We start from the raw sequence: 20,352 nt of genomic DNA, 5'->3' as shown, positions 1-20,352 counted from the left end.
AGCTTAAAAAAGCGACAGTTTTATCACCCATTGCAACGGCGAAAACGCGACGCTGGTCTACCTTAAAGGCCAAACGCACTGAAACGGGACACCCGCTGTATGAGTGAAGCACCGACGACCGTCGCCACCATCTGCCAAACGCTGCACGCCCGCATCACCGCCGGCGAATTCGCCGTGGGTGGCAAGCTGCCCTCCGAGCGCGCCCTGAGCGAACAGTTCGCGACCACCCGCATTACCCTGCAGGAGGCGCTCGGCCAGTTGGAGGCGCAGGGCGTCATTTACCGCCAGGTGCGGCGCGGCTGGTTTATCTCGCCGCCACGTCTGATCTATAACCCGTTGCAGCGCAGCCATTTTCACGCCATGGCGCAGCAACAGGGGCGCGCCGCCCATACCGAAGCGATCGACAGTGCGGTCGTCACGCTTGACGCGCCGCTGGCCGGCCGCCTGGCGCTGCCCTCCGGCGCCGAGGCCTATCGCATTCGCCGGCTGCGCTACATCGACGGGCGCGCGGTGCTGTACTGCGAGCACTACCTCAATCCGGCCTATTTCCCCGGCATTCTGGACGAAGACCTGACCCAGTCGCTAACCGCGCTGTACGCCGCACGCTACGGCATTCACTACGGCCGGGTACGTTTCGATATGCTGCCCACCCTGCTGCCACAACAGGCCGCCGCCATGCTGAAGGTGACCTACGGCAGCCCGGCGCTGTTCATTACGCGGGTGAATCGCGATCAGCACGACAGGGTGATCGATTGCGACCTGGAGTATTGGCGGTACGACGCGCTGCACATCGATGTGGAAGCGCTGTAAATGACAAGGGCGCATCGCTGCGCCCTTAAAGAGGAAGGTCAGTCGGCGTCGTAGCCGAGGTTTGGCGCCAGCCAGCGCTCGACCTCGCTCACGCTCATCCCTTTACGCGCCGCGTAGTCTTCCACCTGATCGCGCTGGATCTGCGCCACCGCGAAGTACTTGCTCTCGGGGTGACTGAAGTACCAGCCGGACACCGCCGCCCCCGGCCACATGGCGAAAGACTCCGTCAGTTCCATACCGGTGTGGCGGTTGACGTCCAGCAGCTGCCAGATGGTCGCTTTTTCGGTGTGCTCCGGGCAGGCCGGGTAGCCCGGCGCCGGCCGGATGCCCTGATAGTTTTCGCGGATCAGTTCTTCGTTGCTCAGGTTCTCGTCGGCGGCATAACCCCAGTGCAACTTGCGCACCTGTTCGTGCAGGTATTCGGCGAAAGCCTCCGCCAGACGATCCGCCAGCGCCTTGACCATGATTTTGTTGTAATCGTCGTGCTGTGCGTCGTACGCCGCCGCCAGCGCGTCCTCCTCCAGCCCGCCGGTCACCGCGAAGGCACCGAAGTAGTCGGCCTTGCCGCTGTTTTTCGGTGCCACGAAGTCCGCCAGGCAGTAGTTCGGGAAGTCGGTTTTTTCCGTCTGCTGGCGCAGATGGCGGCTCACCGCCAGCACCTCGCCGCGCTGTTCGTCGCGGTACACTACCACGTCGTCGCCGACGCGGTTGGCCGGGAACAGGCCGTAAACGCCGCGCGGGTTGAGGCTGCGCTCAGCGGCCAGCCGATCCAGCATCTGATTGGCGTCGTGGAACAGGCGCTTGGCCTCTTCCCCCACCACCTCGTCTTCCAGGATGCGCGGGTATTTGCCCGCCAGCGACCAGGTCATGAAGAACGGCGTCCAGTCGATATAGTGGCGCAGCGTCTCGATGCCGGCCGACACCGGGAATACGCCCAATTGCCGTGGCGCCGGCGGCTGATAGTCGGCCCAGTCCAGCGCCATGGCGTTGGCGCGCGCCTTGTGCAAATCGACCGGCGGCGTGCGCGGCTTTTTGCGCGCGTGTTGAATGCGCACCGTTTCATACTCTTTGCGGGTGCGCGCCACAAACTCGTCGCGCAGGGAGGCGGACAGCAGCGCCGACACCACGCCCACGGTGCGCGAAGCGTTTTGCACGTAGGTGGTCGGGCCGCTGTAGTTCTGCTCGATTTTCACCGCGGTGTGCGCCTTGGAGGTGGTGGCGCCGCCGATCAGCAGCGGCAGCGTAAAGCCCTGGCGCTCCATCTCTTTGGCCACGTTGACCATCTCGTCGAGCGACGGCGTGATCAGCCCCGACAGGCCGATGATGTCGACGTTCTCCTCGCGCGCGGTGCGCAGGATTTTCTCCGTCGGCACCATCACGCCAAGATCGACGATTTCATAGTTGTTGCACTGCAGCACCACGCCGACGATGTTCTTGCCGATGTCGTGCACGTCGCCCTTCACCGTCGCCAGCAGGATTTTCCCCGCGGAGGTGCCCTGCTGCTTGCTGGCCTCGATGTACGGTTCCAGGTAGGCCACCGCCTGCTTCATCACGCGGGCGGATTTCACCACCTGCGGCAGGAACATCTTGCCCTCGCCGAACAGATCGCCGACCACGTTCATCCCCGCCATCAGCGGCCCTTCAATCACTTCGATCGGCCGTTCGGCCTGCTGCCGCGCCTCTTCGGTGTCCAACTCGATAAACTCGGTGATGCCCTTCACCAGCGAATACTCCAGCCGCTTTTCCACCGGCCAACCGCGCCACTCCGCCTGCTGCACCGCCGCTTCGCCGTCTTTGCTGCCGCGGTACTTTTCCGCCAGCTCCAGCAGGCGTTCGGTGCCGTCCTCGCGACGGTTGAGGATCACGTCCTCTACCGCCTCGCGCAGCTCGCCAGGCAGATCGTCGTAAATCGCCAGCTGCCCGGCGTTGACGATGCCCATGTCCATGCCATTGCGAATGGCGTGATACAGGAACACCGCGTGGATCGCTTCACGCACCGGATCGTTGCCGCGGAACGAGAACGACACGTTGGACACGCCGCCGGAGATCATCGCGTGCGGCAGGTGGGTTTTGATGTCGGCGCAGGCTTCGATAAAGTCGACGGCGTAGTTGTTGTGCTCTTCGATGCCGGTGGCGACGGCGAAGATGTTCGGGTCGAAAATGATGTCTTCCGGCGGGAAACCGACGCGTTCGGTCAAAATTTTATAGGCGCGGCGACAAATCTCGAACTTGCGCTCGCGGGTGTCCGCCTGGCCCACTTCGTCGAACGCCATCACCACCACCGCGGCGCCATAGCGGCGCACCAGCCGGGCGTGGTGGATAAAGGCCTCTTCGCCCTCCTTCATCGAGATCGAGTTGACGATGCCCTTGCCCTGAATGCATTTCAGGCCTTTCTCGATAACGGACCACTTGGAGGAGTCGATCATGATCGGCACCCGGGCGATATCCGGCTCGCCGGCGATCAAGTTGAGGAAACGCACCATCGCCGCTTCGGCGTCGAGCATCCCCTCGTCCATGTTGATATCGATGATCTGCGCGCCGCTCTCCACCTGCTGGCGCGCCACGTCGAGCGCCTCGTTGTATTTCTCTTCTTTGATCAAGCGTTTGAAACGTGCCGAACCGGTGACGTTGGTGCGCTCGCCGACGTTAACGAACAGGGTGTTGGCGTCGATGGTCAGCGGTTCCAGACCGGCCAGGCGGCAGGCGACCGGGAGCTCCGGCAGCCGGCGCGGCGGCACGCCCTCGACCGCCTTGGCCATCGCGGCGATATGTTCCGGCGTGGTGCCGCAGCAGCCGCCGATGATATTGAGGAAGCCGGCCTGCGCCCACTCCCCGACCTGACGCGCCATCTCGGCCGCATCCAGATCGTACTCGCCGAAGGCGTTCGGCAAACCGGCGTTCGGGTGCGCGGTGACGTAGGTCTCCGAGATGCGCGCCAGCTCGGCGACGTACTGACGCAGCTCATCCGGCCCCAGGGCGCAGTTCAGGCCGAAGGTCAGCGGCTTGACGTGGCGCAGCGAGTTGTAAAACGCTTCGGTGGTCTGGCCGGACAGGGTGCGGCCGGAGGCGTCGGTGATGGTGCCGGAAATCATGATCGGCAGTACCACCCCCAGCGCTTCGAATTCGGTTTCCACCGCAAAAGCGGCGGCCTTGGCGTTGAGGGTGTCGAAGATGGTCTCGATCATGATCAGATCGACGCCGCCTTCCACCAGCGCGCGGGTCGATTCGCGGTAAGCCGCCACCAGTTCATCGAACGAGATGTTGCGGAACGCCGGATCGTTGACGTTCGGCGAGATGGACGCGGTGCGGTTGGTCGGCCCCAACACCCCGGCGACGTAGCGCGGTTTTTCCGGCGTGCGCGCCGTCCATTCGTCGGCGCAGGCGCGCGCAAGGCAGGCGGCCTGATAGTTAATCTCGGCGGACAGCGACTCCATATGGTAGTCGGCCATGGCGATAGAGGTGGAGTTGAAGGTATTGGTCTCAAGGATATCGGCGCCCGCCTCGAGATAGGCGTAATGAATGGCGGTGATCACTTCCGGCTTGGTCAGCACCAGCAGATCGTTATTGCCTTTCAGATCGCTGCGCCAGTCGGCGAAACGCTCACCGCGGAAATCGCGCTCATCCAGACGGTAGCTCTGGATCATGGTGCCCATGCCGCCGTCCAACACCAAAATGCGCTGCGCTAACTGGCGGCGCAGTTGTTCTACTCGATTCGTCACTGTAACCCCTTCCATTGCCATCCAGCCCATTGCTCAACTGCCGCAAACACCAACGAGTCATCCTAGCACAGCTTGTAAGGACAAAGGGCCAGGCGACAATTGAGAGTTTTTCAGGTTGTGCGCCAACACCTCCGATTAGCTGACGGCGGCTTGCAATTCATCGACAAAAAACGAAAATGAATTCCATCATACGGAAAAAGGAATCTCACCCATGGCCACCCCTGCTCCCGCCAAGCGCGGCAAGAAGCCCCGCGCAGCAGCCCCCGCCGCCAGTGCGGCGACCGGTCAGGTACAATCGTTGACCCGTGGCCTGAAACTGTTGGAATACATTTCGGAAGCCCAGGGCAACGTGGCCCTGACCGATCTGGCCCAGCAAGCCGGCCTGCCGAACTCCACCACTCACCGCCTGCTCACCACCATGCAGCAGCAGGGATTCGTGCGCCAGGTCGGCGATCTCGGCCTGTGGACCATCGGTTCGCACGCCTTTGTGGTCGGCAGCAGCTTCCTGCAAAGCCGCAACCTGCTGGCGATGGTGCATCCGACGCTGCGCCGCCTGATGGAAGAGTCCGGCGAAACCGTCAACCTGGCGGTGCTGGATACCAGCGAGTACCAGGCGATCATCATCGATCAGGTGCAGTGCACGGCGCTGATGCGCATGTCGGCGCCGATCGGCGGCAAACTGCCGATGCACGCCTCCGGCGCCGGTAAAGCGTTCCTCGCCACCCTGCCGGACGATCAGGTGACCAAACTGCTGCACAAGAAAGGCATGCACACCTACACGCCGCACACCCTGACGCCGCACAACCTGAAAGAGGGACTGGCGCAGATCCGCAAGCAGGGCTTCTCCTTTGACGACGAAGAGCACGCGCTCGGCCTGCGCTGCGTGGCGGCCTGCATCTTCGACGAGCACCGCGAAGCCTTCGCCGCCATTTCCATCTCCGGCCCGGTGTCGCGCATCACTGACGATCGCGTGATCGAGCTGGGCGCGCTGGTGATCCACGCGTCGAAAGAGATCAGCCTGGCCTACGGCGGCGTGCGCTAATCCCGCTCATCCGAGGGGCGCCCCAGTGCGCCCCTGCTCCCCCGCCATGCTCTGTTGTCAGCATGTAACAGGCTGTCGGCATCCTGTTTAGCGCACAGGAAAAAAGCTTGAAGCCGATCACAGTTAACGATCCTCACGGCGAAAGCCCATTGCAACCGCTCAAACTTCCTTCGACAATGTTACCGATAACATGTTACCGGTAACAATCAAACTGAACGAAGGTAACGTCACCCGGTGTTTTGGAGCTAAGCCATGACCAACAATCAAAATCGCATTTACGTCGTTATGGGCGTTTCCGGCAGCGGCAAGTCCGCCGTCGCCGCCGCCGCGGCCCGCCAACTCTCCGCCGGCTTCCTCGACGGCGACTTCCTGCACCCGCGCAGCAACATCCTGAAGATGGCCGCCGGCGAGGCGTTGAACGACGACGATCGCGCGCCGTGGCTGGCCGCGCTCAACGACGCCGCCTTCGCCATGCAGCGCACCAACAACGTGTCGATCATCGTCTGCTCGGCGTTGAAAAAGCAGTATCGCGACCGCCTGCGCGCCGGCAACGGCAACCTGTCATTCATCTATCTGCACGGTGAGTTCCCGGTGATCGAATCCCGCCTGGCGGCGCGCAACGGCCACTTCTTCAAGCCGCAGATGCTGGTCACCCAGTTCGCCGCACTGGAGCAACCGGGCGCCGACGAGAACGACGTGATGGCGATCGACATCAATCAGCCGCTGGACGCGGTGATCGCCGATACCGTGCGCCATATCCAGAGCTTCCTGCCGCAGGACGTGTGCGCGTGAGTACTGTAACGCTGGTCGGTACCGCAGTCGGCTCGGTTTTACTGCTGTTATTCCTGGTGATGAAGGCGCGCATGCACGCCTTCGTCGCGCTGATGCTGGTATCCATCGCCGCCGGCATTTTCTCCGGCATGCCGCTGGAACACATCGCCGACACCATGCAGAAAGGCATGGGCGACACGCTGGGCTTCCTGGCGATCGTGGTGGCGCTCGGGGCGATGTTCGGCAAGATCCTGCATGAGGTCGGCGCGCTCGATCAAATTGCGGCGCAATTGCTGAAACGATTCGGACAAAGCAAGGCGCACTACGCGCTCGGCATCGCCGGGCTGATCTGCGCGCTGCCGCTGTTCTTCGACGTGGCGGTGGTGCTTCTGATCGGCATCGTGTTCGCCGTGGCGCGCCGCACCGACGGTAATATCGTCAAGCTGGCGATCCCGCTGTTCGCCGGCGTGGCCGCCGCCGCCTCCTTCCTGCTGCCGGGGCCGGTGCCGATGCTGTTGGCGTCGCAGATGAAGGCCGATTTCGGCTGGATGATCGCCATCGGCCTGGTGGCGGCGGTGATCGGCATGCTGATCGCCGGCCCGCTGTACGGCAGCTTTATCAGCCGTTTCGTCAACTGGCCGATGCCGCCGGAAGAAAATGAGCCGACGCTGACCAAGGGCAATCTGCCGTCGTTCGGCTTCAGCCTGGCGCTGGTGCTGTGCCCGCTGGTGCTGGTCGGCATGAAAACCATCGGCGCGCGGCTGGTCACTCCAGGTTCACAGCTGCAGCAGTGGCTGGAGTTTATCGGCCACCCGTTCACCGCCATCCTGCTGGCCTGCCTGATCGTGATTTACGGTCTGGCGAAACCGCGCGGCATGAGCAACGAACAGACGCTGGCCATCTGCTCCGCCGCGGTGCAGCCGGCCGGGATCATCCTGCTGATGACCGGCGCCGGCGGGGTGTTCAAGCAGATCCTGGTGGATTCCGGCGTCGGGCCGGCGCTGGGTGACGCCATGATCGGCGCCGGCCTGCCGATCGCCGTAGCCGCATTCGCGTTGTCCGCCATGGTGCGGGTGATCCAGGGCTCGGCCACCGTCGCCTGCCTGACCACCGTCGGCCTGGTGCTGCCGGTCACCAGCCAGCTCGGGCTCAGCGGCGGGCAACTGGCCGCGCTGGCCATCTGCATCGCCGGCGGCTCCATCGTGCTGAGCCACGTCAACGATGCCGGCTTCTGGCTGTTCGGCAAATTCACCGGCGCCAACGAACTGCAAACGCTGAAAACCTGGACGGTGATGGAAACCATTCTGGGCAGCGTCGGCGGCGCCATCGGCATGATTGCATTCACGATGTTTTAAATCCCAAATCGCCCCCGGCCTTGCACACCAGGGCTGCAAATCACCCTCGGGGGCACCGCCACAGGCGGCGACTATAACAACAGCAATGTGAGGAAGGCATGATTAATCCAACCTTGTCCCGTGTCACACAGCGCATCATCGACCGTTCCCAGGCCAGCCGCGCCGCCTATCTGGCGCGTATCGAGGCGGCCCGCTCCCAAACCGTCCACCGCGCGCAGCTCGCCTGCGGCAACCTGGCCCACGGTTTCGCCGCCTGTCAGCCCGATGACAAGGCGTCGCTGAAAAACATGGTGCGCAGCGATATCGCCATCATCACCGCCTACAACGACATGCTGTCGGCCCACCAGCCGTACGAACATTACCCACAGCGGCTGAAACAGGCGCTGAAGGCGGTGGGCGCCGTGGGCCAGGTGGCCGGCGGCGTGCCGGCGATGTGCGACGGCGTGACGCAGGGGCAGGACGGCATGGAGCTGTCGCTGATGAGCCGCGACGTGATCGCCATGTCGGCCGCCGTCGGGCTGTCGCACAATATGTTCGACGGCGCGCTGTTCCTCGGCATCTGCGACAAGATCGTGCCGGGGCTGGTGATGGCCGCCCTCTCCTTCGGCCACCTGCCCACGCTGTTCGTGCCGGCCGGCCCGATGAGCAGCGGCCTGCCGAACAAGGAAAAAGTGCGCGTGCGCCAGCTGTACGCCGAGGGCAAGGCCGACCGTTTGGCGCTGCTGGAGGCCGAGGCGGCCTCTTATCACGGCATCGGCACCTGCACCTTCTACGGCACCGCCAACACCAACCAGATGGTGATGGAAGTGATGGGTTTGCATCTGCCGGGCGCCTCCTTCGTCCATCCGGACACGCCGCTGCGCGACGCGCTGAACGACGCCGCCGCGCGCCAGGTGACCCGACTGACCGACACCGCCGGCAACTACCTGCCGATCGGCCGCCTGGTGGACGAGAAAGTGGTGGTGAACGGCATCGTCTCGCTGCTGGCGACCGGCGGCTCCACCAACCTGACCATGCATCTGGTGGCGATGGCGCGGGCGGCGGGCATCATCATCACCTGGGACGATTTCTCGGAGCTGTCGGAGGCGGTGCCGCTGCTGTGCCGCATCTACCCGAACGGCCCGGCCGACATCAACCAGTTCCAGGCCGCCGGCGGCGTGCCGCTGGTGGTGCGCGAGCTGTTGCAACACGGCCTGCTGCACGAAGACGTGCACACCGTGGCCGGTTTCGGCCTGCGCCGCTACACCCAGGAACCGTGGCTGGATAACGGCCAACTGGTGTGGCGAGAAGGCGTGGCCGGCTCGCTCGACGCCAGCGTGATCGCCAGCGTCACTCAGCCGTTTGAACATCACGGCGGCACCAAAGTGATGGCCGGCAATCTGGGCCGCGCGGTGATGAAAACCTCGGCGGTGCCCGCCGACAACCAGATCATCGAAGCGCCGGCGGTAGTGTTCGACAGCCAGCACGACATCGTGCCGGCGTTCGAAGCCGGCAAGCTGGATCGCGATTGCGTGGTGGTGGTGCGCTTCCAGGGGCCGCAGGCCAACGGCATGCCCGAGTTGCACAAGCTGATGCCGCCGCTGGGCGTGCTGATGGATCGCGGCTTCAAAGTGGCGCTGGTGACCGACGGCCGCCTGTCCGGCGCCTCCGGCAAGGTGCCTTCCGCCATCCACGTCACCCCGGAAGCCTATACCGGCGGCCTGCTGGCGAAAGTGCGCGACGGCGATCCGATCCGCGTCAACGGCCGCAGCGGCGAGCTGCAGGTGCTGGTCGACGCCGAGGAGCTGGCGCGGCGCACGCCTTGCCAACCCGATCTGAGCGCGGAACACATCGGCTGCGGCCGCGAGCTGTTCGGCGCGCTGCGCAGCCAGCTGTCCGGCGCCGAACAGGGCGCCTGCTGCATCAAATTTTAATCGATAGCCTGGCCGCATCGCCGCCTGGCGGCGGCCACAGAGGAGAACGTCAGCATGAACAAGTGGACAACAAGCGCCGAGCAGATCCTGACGGCGGGGCCGGTGGTGCCGGTCATCGTGATCAACAAGCTGGAACATGCGGTGCCGTTGGCGAAAGCGCTGGTCGCCGGCGGCGTGCGGGTGCTGGAGGTGACGCTGCGCACCGCCTGCGCCATGGACGCCATTCGCGCCATCGCCCAAGAGGTGCCGGAAGCGATCATCGGCGCCGGTACGGTGATCAATCCGCAGCAGCTGCGGGAAGTGACCGAAGCCGGTGCGCAGTTCGCCATCAGCCCAGGCCTGACCGACGAGCTGCTCAAAGCCGCCACCGCCGGTTCCATTCCCTTGATCCCGGGCATCAGCACCGTTTCCGAACTGATGCAGGGCATGGATTACGGCCTGCGCGAGTTTAAATTCTTCCCGGCGGAAGCCAACGGCGGCGTAAAAGCGCTGCAGGCGATCGGCGGCCCGTTCCCGCAGGTGCGTTTTTGCCCGACCGGCGGCATCTCGCCGGACAACTACCGCAGCTATCTGGCGCTGAAAAGCGTGCTGTGCATCGGCGGCTCCTGGCTGGTGCCGGCGGACGCGCTCGAAAGCGGCGACTACGCGCGCATCACTGAACTGGCGCGCGCCGCCGTCGCGGGCGCCGAGGCCTGATTTACATCGCAGCGGTGGCGGCCGGCAGCGCCGCCCCGCTGCGCTGGCTGAACCGCTGCTTCTTGCGATAAGCAAATACGTCTTCCACATGCCCTTCGCGGATGCGCTGCTGCAACCCGCGCCAGTACTCCGCGGTAAACAGATCGCTATGCAGCTCTTCAAACACCTGCCGAATGCGCCGATCGCCGCACAGAAAGTGGCGGAACTCTTCCGGGAACACGTCGTTGGGCGCGATGCTGTACCACGGCTCGCTGGCCAACTCATCTTCCGGATAACGCGGCGGCGGGATATCGCGGAAGTTGACCTCGGTCATGTAGCAAATCTCGTCGTAGTCGTAGAACACCACCCGCCCGTGGCGCGTCACGCCAAAGTTCTTGAACAGCATGTCGCCGGGGAAGATGTTGGCGGCGGCTAACTGCTTGATCGCGTTGCCGTACTCTTCAATCGCATCGCGCATCTGCTGGTCGTTGGCCTGCTCCAGATACAGATTCAGCGGCGTCATGCGCCGTTCCATATACAGGTGCTTAATCACAATGCGATCGCCGAGATCTTCCAGTTTGCCCGGCACTTCGCGCCGCAGCTCCGCCAACAGTTCCGGGCTGAGGCGCGCCTTGTCGACGACGAAATTTTCGTACTCCTGGGTATCCGCCATACGCCCGACGCGATCATGCTCTTTCACCAGCTGATAGCAAGCCATCACCTGCGCTTGCGTCACCTCTTTTTGCGGGGCGAATTCGTCCTTGATCACTTTAAACACCCGATCGAAGGACTGCAGGGTAAACACCAGCATCACCATGCCCTTCACCCCCGGCGCGATGATGAACTGCTCCTGCGACTGCGCCATAAAGGTCAGGTATTCGCGGTAGCATTCAGTTTTGCCGTGCTTCTGGCAGCCGATCGCCATGTACAGCTCGGCGGTGGTCTTGCCCGGCAGGATCTCGCGCAGCCATTCCACCATCGCCGCCGGCAGCGGCGCGTAGACCATGAAATAAGAACGGGCGAAGCCGAAGACGATGCTGGCCTCGGCCTTACCGGTCAGGCAGGCATCGATAAACAGCGCGCCCGACTCGCTGTGGTGGATCGGCAGCAAGAACGGATAAACGCCGTCAGCCAGGCGCAGCTTGCCGACCAGCCAGGCGGCCTTGTTGCGATAGAACAGTTCGTTGGCGATCTGAAAGGTGGCCCCCGCCAGTTGCTGCGGACTGAAGGCGCGCTGCAGCGCCTGAGTGATGTAGCGAATATCGCGCGTCAAATCCTCCCACGGCAACCGCAGCGGCAGATCGCTCAGCACGCTGCGCAGCATCGCCGGCAGATCGCCATTGGAGATGAAATCGCGCGCCAGCGGACGCGGAATGTCGCGAAAGCGCCGTTCCGGCTGCGAACTGAACACGAACAGCTTGTCCGGCGTCAGATCGCGATGCTTGAACAGCCGGCAGTAGACCGAGTTAAAAAAGCTTTCGGCTATCTCGAAACGCGGGTAGTCCGGCAGCAGATCGATATAAACCGCTTTGACCCGGCTGGGGAAGTCGGCGTCGAAATATTTCTGCCCGGTGATGCATTTGAGCTGCTCCACCACCAGGCCGACGTGATGGTCATACAGATGGATGCGCTTTTTCATCGCCTGCTGCACCGCCGGCCAGTCCGCCTGCTCGAAGCGCTGCTGCGCGCCAGCGGTCACCTCCAAAAAGCGGCCGTACTGCGCATCGAAGCCCTGCAGGATCGTCTGTGCGATCAACAACTCCAGTTTTGCCGCCATCCTTACCCCCGCCAGAAAAAGAAGCCTGCGCATGCAGGCTCCGGGTGAAACGTCTTCAAGCTTGCCGCATCAGAACTGCTGTTCTTCCGTCGAACCGGTCAGCGCGGTGACCGAAGAGGCGCCGCCCTGAATGATGGTGGTGACCTTGTCGAAGTAGCCGGTGCCCACCTCCTGCTGATGCGACGCAAAGGTGTAACCGCGATCCACCGCGGCGAACTCCGCCTGCTGCACCTTCTCGACGTAGTGTTTCATCCCTTCGCCCTGCGCATAGGCGTGCGCCAGGTCGAACATGTTGAACCACATGCTGTGGATGCCCGCCAGCGTGATGAACTGATACTTGTAGCCCATGTCCGACAGCGCCTGCTGGAAGCGAGCGATGGTCTGATCGTCGAGGTTCTTCTTCCAGTTGAACGACGGCGAGCAGTTGTAGGCCAGCAGCTTGCCCGGGTATTTGGCGTGAATCGCGTCGGCGAAGCGCTGAGCGGCATCCAGATCCGGCGTTGAGGTTTCGCACCACACCATATCGGCGTAAGGGGCATAGGCCAGGCCGCGGCTGATCGCCTGCTCGACGCCGGCATGGGTGCGGAAGAAGCCTTCCGCCGTGCGCTCGCCGGTGACGAAGGCGCTGTCATACGGATCGCAATCGGACGTCAGCAGGTCGGCCGCATCGGCGTCGGTACGGGCGATCACCAGCGTCGGCACGCCGAGCACGTCGGCGGCCAGGCGAGCGGCGACCAGCTTCTGGATCGCTTCCTGTGTCGGCACCAGTACTTTGCCGCCCATATGACCGCATTTCTTCACCGCCGCCAACTGGTCTTCGAAGTGCACCCCGGCGGCGCCGGCGGTGATCATCGCTTTCATCAGCTCGAAGGCGTTCAGCACGCCGCCGAAGCCGGCTTCCGCATCGGCGACGATCGGCAGGAAGTAATCGGTGTAGCCTTTGCTGCCCGGCTCAATCTGGTTCGCCCATTGGATCTGATCGGCGCGGCGGAAGGTGTTGTTGATGCGCTCGACCACCTTCGGTACCGAGTCCACCGGATACAGCGACTGGTCAGGGTACATGGCCGCCGCGCTGTTGGCGTCGGCCGCCACCTGCCAGCCGGACAGGTAGATGGCCTCGACGCCGGCTTTAGCCTGCTGCAGCGCCTGGCCACCGGTCAACGCGCCCAGGCAGTTCACGTAGCCTTTTCGCGCCTTGCCGTTCAGCAACGCCCACAGTTTGGCGGCGCCGTTTTGCGCCAGGGTACATTCCGGGTTGACCGAACCGCGCAGGTTGATCACGTCTTCGGCGCTGTAAGGGCGGGTGATGCCTTCCCAACGGGCCGATTTCCATTCCTGTTCCAGCTGCTGGATCTGTTGAGAGCGAGAGGTAGACATAATTTTTATCCTTTCAGTCATGTAGGGTTGATTGGGAAAGTTCAGGCCAGCAGCTCATAGCCGGGCAACGTCAGGAAATCGATTAATTCATCTTGCGTGGTGATGCGCTCCATCAGGCGCGCCGCCTCTTCGAACCGGCCGGCGTTAAAGCGCGCTTCCCCTACTTCTTCACGCACCACCAACATCTCTTCTTGCAACATCTGGCGGAACAGCGCCTTGGTGACCGGGCGCCCGTCGTTCAGACTCTTCTCGTGGTGGATCCACTGCCAGATAGAGGTACGGGAGATCTCCGCCGTCGCGGCATCTTCCATCAACCCATAGATAGGCACGCAGCCGTTGCCGGAGATCCAGGCTTCGATGTACTGCACCGCCACGCGGATATTGGCGCGCATCCCCGCTTCGGTGCGTTCGCCATCGCATGGTTCCAACAGCTGCGCGGCGCTGATTGGCGCATCCTGCTCACGCATCACGTCCAGCTGATTCTGGCGATCGCCCAATGCCTTGCCGAACACCTCCATCACCGTGTCCGCCAGCCCCGGATGCGCCACCCAGGTGCCATCGTGGCCATTGTTGGCCTCCAGCTCTTTATCCGCCCGCACCTTGTTCAGCACCCAGGCGTTTTTCTCAGCGTCTTTGCTCGGGATAAACGCCGCCATGCCGCCCATGGCGAAGGCGCCGCGCTTATGACAGGTTTTGATCAACAGACGTGAATAGGCGCTGAGGAAAGGTTTCTCCATGGTCACCGACTGACGATCCGGCAGCACGCGATCGCCGTGGTTCTTCAGCGTTTTGATGTAGCTGAAGATGTAATCCCAGCGGCCGCAGTTCAGGCCGACGATGTGATCGCGCAGGTGATAGAGGATCTCGTCCATCTGGAACACCGCCGGCAGGGTTTCGATCAGCACGGTCGCCTTGATGGTGCCGCGTGGCAGATCGAAACGATCCTCGGTAAAGCTGAAGACATCGCTCCACCAGGCCGCTTCCTCCCAGGACTGGGTTTTCGGCAGGTAGAAATACGGGCCGCTGCCCTTGGCCAACAGCTGACGATAGTTGTGGTAGAAGTACAGCGCGAAATCGAACAGGCCGCCGGGGATGGCTTCATCACGCCACAAGACGTGTTTCTCCGGCAAATGCAGGCCGCGCACGCGAGCGATCAACACCGCCGGATTCGGTTTCAGCTGGTAGATCTTACCGGCTTCATTGGTGTAGGAGATGGTGCCGTTAACCGCATCGTGCAGGTTGATTTGACCGTCGATGACTTTGTCCCAGCTTGGCGCCAGGGAGTCTTCGAAGTCCGCCATAAATACTTTTACGTTGGCGTTCAACGCATTGATCACCATCTTGCGTTCTACCGGCCCGGTGATCTCGACCCGGCGATCGCGCAGGTCTTGCGGGATGCCGCGGATCTGCCAGTCGCCTTCACGAATGGAATTGGTTTCCGAAATAAATCCAGGCAGCTCGCCGCGATCGATATTTTGCTGCCAGCGGGCACGCGCCGCCAGCAGCTCATTGCGCCGCGGCGTGAATTTCCCCACCAGTTCCGCCAGGAATTCAACCGCTTCATCCGTTAATACCTGGCGCTCCGCTGCGGCGAAACCCTGGGTAAACCTTAACTCCGTGCCTGCTATCTGTTGCGTCATGACCTTGCTCCTTCCCATCGTTGCGCCCGAGCGACCGGCGCATTTTCATCAGAAATCACTGTGGATCAGGGCGGATGAAACGATCCTAAACTGGTCAGATCTCATCCCGATAGCTCTAAGAATACTCAACAAAAAACAAAAATCAAAAACCATTTCCATTTTATTATTAAATATTTTATTAACACTTTATTATCAATTAGTTAGAACAAATAACATAACCAACAGGTAAGGAAACTGGTTCCAATAGAATCGCAAAGATAGGCTAACGCGTTGTTGACCAATGGTTTTTTGGGGAAAGTGACCGGTAAAAAGAGGATCGTGCAGAGGATCAACAGCGCGGCGGCCTCGATTCAGCCGCCGGCAGGCAGAAAAGATCAGTCGAGAGTCGGATTCATATGGCGCAGATCGTAAGGCGTGATCTGGTAGACGTAATAGTTGAGCCAATTGGAAAACAGCAGGTGGCCATGGCTGCGCCAGGTGGCTTTCGGTGTCAGTGCGGGGTTGTCATCGGGGAAGTAGTTGAGCGGTACGGCAGGATCGAGGCCAGCTTCGCTGTCGCGACAATACTCCCCGGCCAGGGTCAGGGCATCATACTCAGGATGGCCGGTGACAAACGCCAGGCGCTTATCCCTGCTGGCGAACAGGTAGGCGCCGGCCTGCTCGGATTCGGCCAGAATATCCAGGTCGGTATATTGGCGAATCACCTCGGTCGGAAAATCGGCATAGCGTGAATGCGGCGCCAGGAAGCTTTCGTCGAAGCCGCGTGTCAGCAACGCATGCTGCTGCAGCGTTTGGTGCGGATAAACGCCGGAGAGCTTCACTTCGCGCGTCATCTTGGGAATGCCGTACAGGATGTTCAACGCCGCTTGTACCGCCCAGCATACGAACAGCGTGGAGGTGACGTGGTTTTTGGCCCAGTCAATGACCCGCTCGATCTGCGGCCAGTAGGCAACATCGCAGAAATCAACCAGCCCCAGCGGCGCACCGGTGACGATCAGGCCATCGAAGTTCTCATTCTGGATATCCTCGAAGTCGCAGTAGAAGTTGTTCAGATGCTCGGCCGGCGTGTTCTTCGATTCGCGGCTGTCGATGCGCAGCAGCTGGATATCAATCTGCAGCGGCGAGTTGGACAACAGACGCAGAAACTGGTTTTCCGTTTCGATCTTCTTTGGCATCAGGTTGAGGATCAGCACTTTCAGTGGCCTGATTTCCTGTGTTTTTGCCCGCGAGGATGTCATCACGAAGACATTCTCACCGCGCAAGAAATTGACCGCAGGTAACTCATCAGGAACACGAATCGGCATTGCTTAACCCTCACACATCCATTTATACGTTTAGACTTCTAGATGCCCGAAGATAGCGTTTTTTTTCATCGCTGTCGAGCATTCAGCGAAAAGGTGAAAATGTTTCATTGCACGGCCTGCGCCGGGATATAAGCAGAGGGAGTAAAGCGGATGAAAAGCAAAAAGGCCATCCTTTCGGATGGCCTCTTGGCTTATTTGATGCTTGGCAGTGTCCTACAGTATTCGTCTCATCCTGAGACTCTCCCCTGCGGGGCCGCCGCAAGCGGCGTTAAGGCCCGTTCCCGACGGGCCTTTCGCATGCCCATGCTCGAGCAGAACACCAAATAACAGACAAAACAAAAAGCCCCATGCTTTCGCATGAGGCTTGTTGTTTTATTTGATGCTTGGCAGTGTCCTACTCTCGCATGGGGAGACCCCACACTACCATCGGCGCTACGGCGTTTCACTTCTGAGTTCGGCATGGGTTCAGGTGGGACCACCGCGCTATTGCCGCCAAGCAAATTCTTTTTTCTGCCGAACTTCTAAACCCACTTTAAATAAAGTGGTGCTGATACCCAGAGTCGAACTGGGGACCTCACCCTTACCAAGGGTGCGCTCTACCAACTGAGCCATATCAGCACGCTTAATTTGATGCCTGGCAGTGTCCTACTCTCGCATGGGGAGACCCCACACTACCATCGGCGCTACGGCGTTTCACTTCTGAGTTCGGCATGGGGTCAGGTGGGACCACCGCGCTATTGCCGCCAGGCAAATTCGTTTCATTCCAACCGCTTCACTCTCGTGTCGCCATCAGAACCAATCTCGGAACTTTGCTGAAAATCTCTCTAAAAACACCTTCGGTGTTGTAAGGTTAAGCCTCACGGATCATTAGTACTGGTTAGCTCAATGCATCGCTGCACTTACACACCCAGCCTATCAACGTCTTAGTCTTAAACGTTCCTTCAGGGGCCTTAAAGGCCCAGGGAAGACTCATCTTGAGGCAAGTTTCGCGCTTAGATGCTTTCAGCGCTTATCTTTTCCGCACTTAGCTACCGGGCAATGCCATTGGCATGACAACCCGAACACCAGTGGTGCGTTCACTCCGGTCCTCTCGTACTAGGAGCAACCCCTCTCAATCTTCCAACGCCCACGGCAGATAGGGACCGAACTGTCTCACGACGTTCTAAACCCAGCTCGCGTACCACTTTAAATGGCGAACAGCCATACCCTTGGGACCTACTTCAGCCCCAGGATGTGATGAGCCGACATCGAGGTGCCAAACACCGCCGTCGATATGAACTCTTGGGCGGTATCAGCCTGTTATCCCCGGAGTACCTTTTATCCGTTGAGCGATGGCCCTTCCATTCAGAACCACCGGATCACTAAGACCTACTTTCGTACCTGCTCGAGCCGTCACTCTCGCAGTCAAGCTAGCTTATGCCTTTGCACTAACCTCACGATGTCCGACCGTGATTAGCTAACCTTCGTGCTCCTCCGTTACTCTTTGGGAGGAGACCGCCCCAGTCAAACTACCCACCAGACACTGTCCTCACCCCGGATCACGGGGCCGAGTTAGAACATCAAACATTAAAGGGTGGTATTTCAAGGATGGCTCCACGCAGACTGGCGTCCACGCTTCAAAGCCTCCCACCTATCCTACACATCAAGGCTCAATGTTCAGTGTCAAGCTATAGTAAAGGTTCACGGGGTCTTTCCGTCTTGCCGCGGGTACACTGCATCTTCACAGCGAGTTCAATTTCACTGAGTCTCGGGTGGAGACAGCCTGGCCATCATTACGCCATTCGTGCAGGTCGGAACTTACCCGACAAGGAATTTCGCTACCTTAGGACCGTTATAGTTACGGCCGCCGTTTACTGGGGCTTCGATCAAGAGCTTCGCCTTGCGGCTGACCCCATCAATTAACCTTCCAGCACCGGGCAGGCGTCACACCGTATACGTCCACTTTCGTGTTTGCACAGTGCTGTGTTTTTATTAAACAGTTGCAGCCAGCTGGTATCTTCGACTGGCTTCAGCTCCATCCGCAAGGGACTTCACCTACATGCCAGCGTGCCTTCTCCCGAAGTTACGGCACCATTTTGCCTAGTTCCTTCACCCGAGTTCTCTCAAGCGCCTTGGTATTCTCTACCTGACCACCTGTGTCGGTTTGGGGTACGATTTAATGTTACCTGGAGCTTAGAGGATTTTCCTGGAAGCAGGGCATCAACTACTTCTGCACCGTAGTGCATCGTCATCACGCCTCAGGGTTAGTATGCAACCGGATTTACCAGGTCACACCCCCTACACGCTTAAACCGGGACAACCGTCGCCCGGCTAGCCTAGCCTTCTCCGTCCCCCCTTCGCAGTAACACCAAGTACAGGAATATTAACCTGTTTCCCATCGACTACGCTTTTCAGCCTCGCCTTAGGGGTCGACTCACCCTGCCCCGATTAACGTTGGACAGGAACCCTTGGTCTTCCGGCGAGCGGGCTTTTCACCCGCTTTATCGTTACTTATGTCAGCATTCGCACTTCTGATACCTCCAGCAACCCTCACAGGCCACCTTCAACGGCTTACAGAACGCTCCCCTACCCAACAACGCTAAGCGTCGCTGCCGCAGCTTCGGTGCATGGTTTAGCCCCGTTACATCTTCCGCGCAGGCCGACTCGACCAGTGAGCTATTACGCTTTCTTTAAATGATGGCTGCTTCTAAGCCAACATCCTGGCTGTCTATGCCTTCCCACATCGTTTCCCACTTAACCATGACTTTGGGACCTTAGCTGGCGGTCTGGGTTGTTTCCCTCTTCACGACGGACGTTAGCACCCGCCGTGTGTCTCCCGTGATAACATTCTTCGGTATTCGGAGTTTGCATCGGTTTGGTAAGCCGGGATGGCCCCCTAGCCGAAACAGTGCTCTACCCCCGAAGATGAGTTCACGAGGCGCTACCTAAATAGCTTTCGGGGAGAACCAGCTATCTCCCGGTTTGATTGGCCTTTCACCCCCAGCCACAAGTCATCCGCTAATTTTTCAACATTAGTCGGTTCGGTCCTCCAGTTAGTGTTACCCAACCTTCAACCTGCCCATGGCTAGATCACCGGGTTTCGGGTCTATACCTTGCAACTAATCGCCCAGTTAAGACTCGGTTTCCCTACGGCTCCCCTATACGGTTAACCTTGCTACAAAATATAAGTCGCTGACCCATTATACAAAAGGTACGCAGTCACACCACGAAGGTGCTCCCACTGCTTGTACGTACACGGTTTCAGGTTCTATTTCACTCCCCTCGCCGGGGTTCTTTTCGCCTTTCCCTCACGGTACTGGTTCACTATCGGTCAGTCAGGAGTATTTAGCCTTGGAGGATGGTCCCCCCATATTCAGACAGGATGTCACGTGTCCCGCCCTACTCATCGAACTCACGACCTGTGCATTTTAGTGTACGGGGCTATCACCCTTTACTGCGCGACTTTCCAGACGCTTCCACTAACACACAAGCCGATTCAGGTTCTGGGCTCCTCCCCGTTCGCTCGCCGCTACTGGGGGAATCTCGGTTGATTTCTTTTCCTCGGGGTACTTAGATGTTTCAGTTCCCCCGGTTCGCCTCATGCCACTATGTATTCATGACATGATAGTGTGTCGAAACACACTGGGTTTCCCCATTCGGGTATCGCCGGTTATAACGGTTCATATCACCTTACCGACGCTTTTCGCAGATTAGCACGCCCTTCATCGCCTCTGACTGCCTAGGCATCCACCGTGTACGCTTAGTCACTTAACCTCACAACCCGAAGATGTTTCCATCGTTCGCGCTGCAAACATTTGAGAGACTCTATGACAGGTTACTCTTTATCCCAGTACTTCTACGGAGGGATAAATTTCAGCCGTCATGTTTCAATTTTCAGCTTGTTCCAGATTGTTAAAGAGCAATATCTTAAACATGACTCGGAAGTCATCTTTAAGATATGGTGTATCGTCAGATACTGAAGACCGCCGC

General features: G+C 60.2%; 11 protein-coding genes, 1 tRNA gene and 3 rRNA genes. 6 read left to right on the top strand and 9 right to left on the bottom strand.

Annotated elements, in window-relative coordinates:
• Positions 1-99: 99 nt before the first annotated feature.
• A complete protein-coding gene (locus ACMGF7_RS09925; RefSeq protein WP_004936656.1) occupies positions 100-810 on the top strand; it encodes a UTRA domain-containing protein in 711 nt (236 codons plus the stop codon).
• 38 nt (positions 811-848) lie between these two features.
• On the opposite strand, the gene metH is transcribed toward ACMGF7_RS09925, so the two are convergent.
• The gene (gene metH / locus ACMGF7_RS09920; protein ID WP_325994655.1) at positions 849-4,544 is read right to left on the bottom strand and encodes a methionine synthase; all 3,696 of its coding nucleotides are present in this window, start codon (positions 4,542-4,544) and stop codon (positions 849-851) included.
• A 196-nt stretch (positions 4,545-4,740) separates the two neighbouring features.
• Here metH and iclR point away from each other — a divergent pair, with 196 nt between their 5' ends.
• The 5 genes from iclR (at position 4,741) to ACMGF7_RS09895 (ending at position 10,306) form a co-directional block, all read left to right on the top strand.
• A complete protein-coding gene (gene iclR / locus ACMGF7_RS09915) occupies positions 4,741-5,571 on the top strand; it encodes a glyoxylate bypass operon transcriptional repressor IclR (RefSeq protein WP_021505158.1) in 831 nt (276 codons plus the stop codon).
• A 252-nt stretch (positions 5,572-5,823) separates the two neighbouring features.
• Positions 5,824-6,363, top strand: coding sequence for a gluconokinase (gene gntK, locus ACMGF7_RS09910; RefSeq protein ID WP_004936645.1), 540 nt, complete (start codon positions 5,824-5,826; stop codon positions 6,361-6,363).
• Complete coding sequence (gene gntU / locus ACMGF7_RS09905) at positions 6,360-7,697, top strand: gluconate transporter (RefSeq protein WP_015379253.1); 1,338 nt, start codon at positions 6,360-6,362, stop codon at positions 7,695-7,697. The genes gntK and gntU overlap by 4 nt, the downstream gene beginning before the upstream one ends.
• A gap of 98 nt (positions 7,698-7,795) precedes the next feature.
• Positions 7,796-9,610: a phosphogluconate dehydratase gene (gene edd, locus ACMGF7_RS09900; protein ID WP_164095435.1), complete on the top strand. Its 1,815-nt coding sequence runs from the start codon at positions 7,796-7,798 to the stop codon at positions 9,608-9,610.
• Between the two features lie 54 nt (positions 9,611-9,664).
• Complete coding sequence (locus tag ACMGF7_RS09895; RefSeq protein ID WP_004936635.1) at positions 9,665-10,306, top strand: bifunctional 4-hydroxy-2-oxoglutarate aldolase/2-dehydro-3-deoxy-phosphogluconate aldolase; 642 nt, start codon at positions 9,665-9,667, stop codon at positions 10,304-10,306.
• Between the two features lies 1 nt (position 10,307).
• On the opposite strand, the gene aceK is transcribed toward ACMGF7_RS09895, so the two are convergent.
• The 8 genes from aceK to ACMGF7_RS09855 all read right to left on the bottom strand — a co-directional run bounded on the left by aceK (position 10,308) and on the right by ACMGF7_RS09855 (position 20,136).
• Positions 10,308-12,062 carry a bifunctional isocitrate dehydrogenase kinase/phosphatase gene (gene aceK, locus ACMGF7_RS09890; RefSeq protein WP_420286423.1) on the bottom strand — a complete coding sequence of 585 codons (1,755 nt, stop codon included), beginning with the start codon at positions 12,060-12,062 and terminating at the stop codon, positions 10,308-10,310.
• Positions 12,063-12,131: 69 nt separating this feature from the next.
• Positions 12,132-13,439 (bottom strand): isocitrate lyase, encoded by a 1,308-nt coding sequence (gene aceA, locus ACMGF7_RS09885; protein WP_004936630.1) that lies wholly within the window; start codon positions 13,437-13,439, stop codon positions 12,132-12,134.
• Positions 13,440-13,480: 41 nt separating this feature from the next.
• The gene (gene aceB / locus ACMGF7_RS09880) at positions 13,481-15,079 is read right to left on the bottom strand and encodes a malate synthase A (RefSeq protein WP_015379256.1); all 1,599 of its coding nucleotides are present in this window, start codon (positions 15,077-15,079) and stop codon (positions 13,481-13,483) included.
• A 374-nt stretch (positions 15,080-15,453) separates the two neighbouring features.
• The gene (gene metA / locus ACMGF7_RS09875; protein WP_049241384.1) at positions 15,454-16,383 is read right to left on the bottom strand and encodes a homoserine O-acetyltransferase MetA; all 930 of its coding nucleotides are present in this window, start codon (positions 16,381-16,383) and stop codon (positions 15,454-15,456) included.
• 381 nt (positions 16,384-16,764) lie between these two features.
• Positions 16,765-16,880 (bottom strand): 5S ribosomal RNA (rrf, locus tag ACMGF7_RS09870).
• Positions 16,881-16,925: 45 nt separating this feature from the next.
• Positions 16,926-17,001 (bottom strand) — tRNA-Thr (locus tag ACMGF7_RS09865).
• A 14-nt stretch (positions 17,002-17,015) separates the two neighbouring features.
• A 5S ribosomal RNA gene (gene rrf / locus ACMGF7_RS09860) occupies positions 17,016-17,131 on the bottom strand.
• Positions 17,132-17,229: 98 nt separating this feature from the next.
• Positions 17,230-20,136: ribosomal RNA gene (locus ACMGF7_RS09855) — 23S ribosomal RNA — on the bottom strand.
• Between the last annotated feature and the right edge of the window lie 216 nt (positions 20,137-20,352).

Source organism: Serratia sp. BNK-17, from assembly GCF_048684935.1.
GTDB classification, from domain to species: Bacteria; Pseudomonadota; Gammaproteobacteria; order Enterobacterales; family Enterobacteriaceae; genus Serratia; species Serratia nematodiphila.
This window is presented reverse-complemented; position numbering and strand designations above follow the sequence as displayed.

Coding starts and splice junctions, on each gene's coding strand:
- aceK (WP_420286423.1), bottom strand. CDS start 12,062: ATGGCGGCAAAACTGGAGTTGTTGATCGCACAGACGATCCTGCAGGGC.
- gntK (WP_004936645.1), top strand. CDS start 5,824: ATGACCAACAATCAAAATCGCATTTACGTCGTTATGGGCGTTTCCGGC.
- aceB (WP_015379256.1), bottom strand. CDS start 15,079: ATGACGCAACAGATAGCAGGCACGGAGTTAAGGTTTACCCAGGGTTTC.
- metH (WP_325994655.1), bottom strand. CDS start 4,544: ATGGAAGGGGTTACAGTGACGAATCGAGTAGAACAACTGCGCCGCCAG.
- edd (WP_164095435.1), top strand. CDS start 7,796: ATGATTAATCCAACCTTGTCCCGTGTCACACAGCGCATCATCGACCGT.
- iclR (WP_021505158.1), top strand. CDS start 4,741: ATGGCCACCCCTGCTCCCGCCAAGCGCGGCAAGAAGCCCCGCGCAGCA.
- metA (WP_049241384.1), bottom strand. CDS start 16,383: ATGCCGATTCGTGTTCCTGATGAGTTACCTGCGGTCAATTTCTTGCGC.
- ACMGF7_RS09895 (WP_004936635.1), top strand. CDS start 9,665: ATGAACAAGTGGACAACAAGCGCCGAGCAGATCCTGACGGCGGGGCCG.
- ACMGF7_RS09925 (WP_004936656.1), top strand. CDS start 100: ATGAGTGAAGCACCGACGACCGTCGCCACCATCTGCCAAACGCTGCAC.
- aceA (WP_004936630.1), bottom strand. CDS start 13,439: ATGTCTACCTCTCGCTCTCAACAGATCCAGCAGCTGGAACAGGAATGG.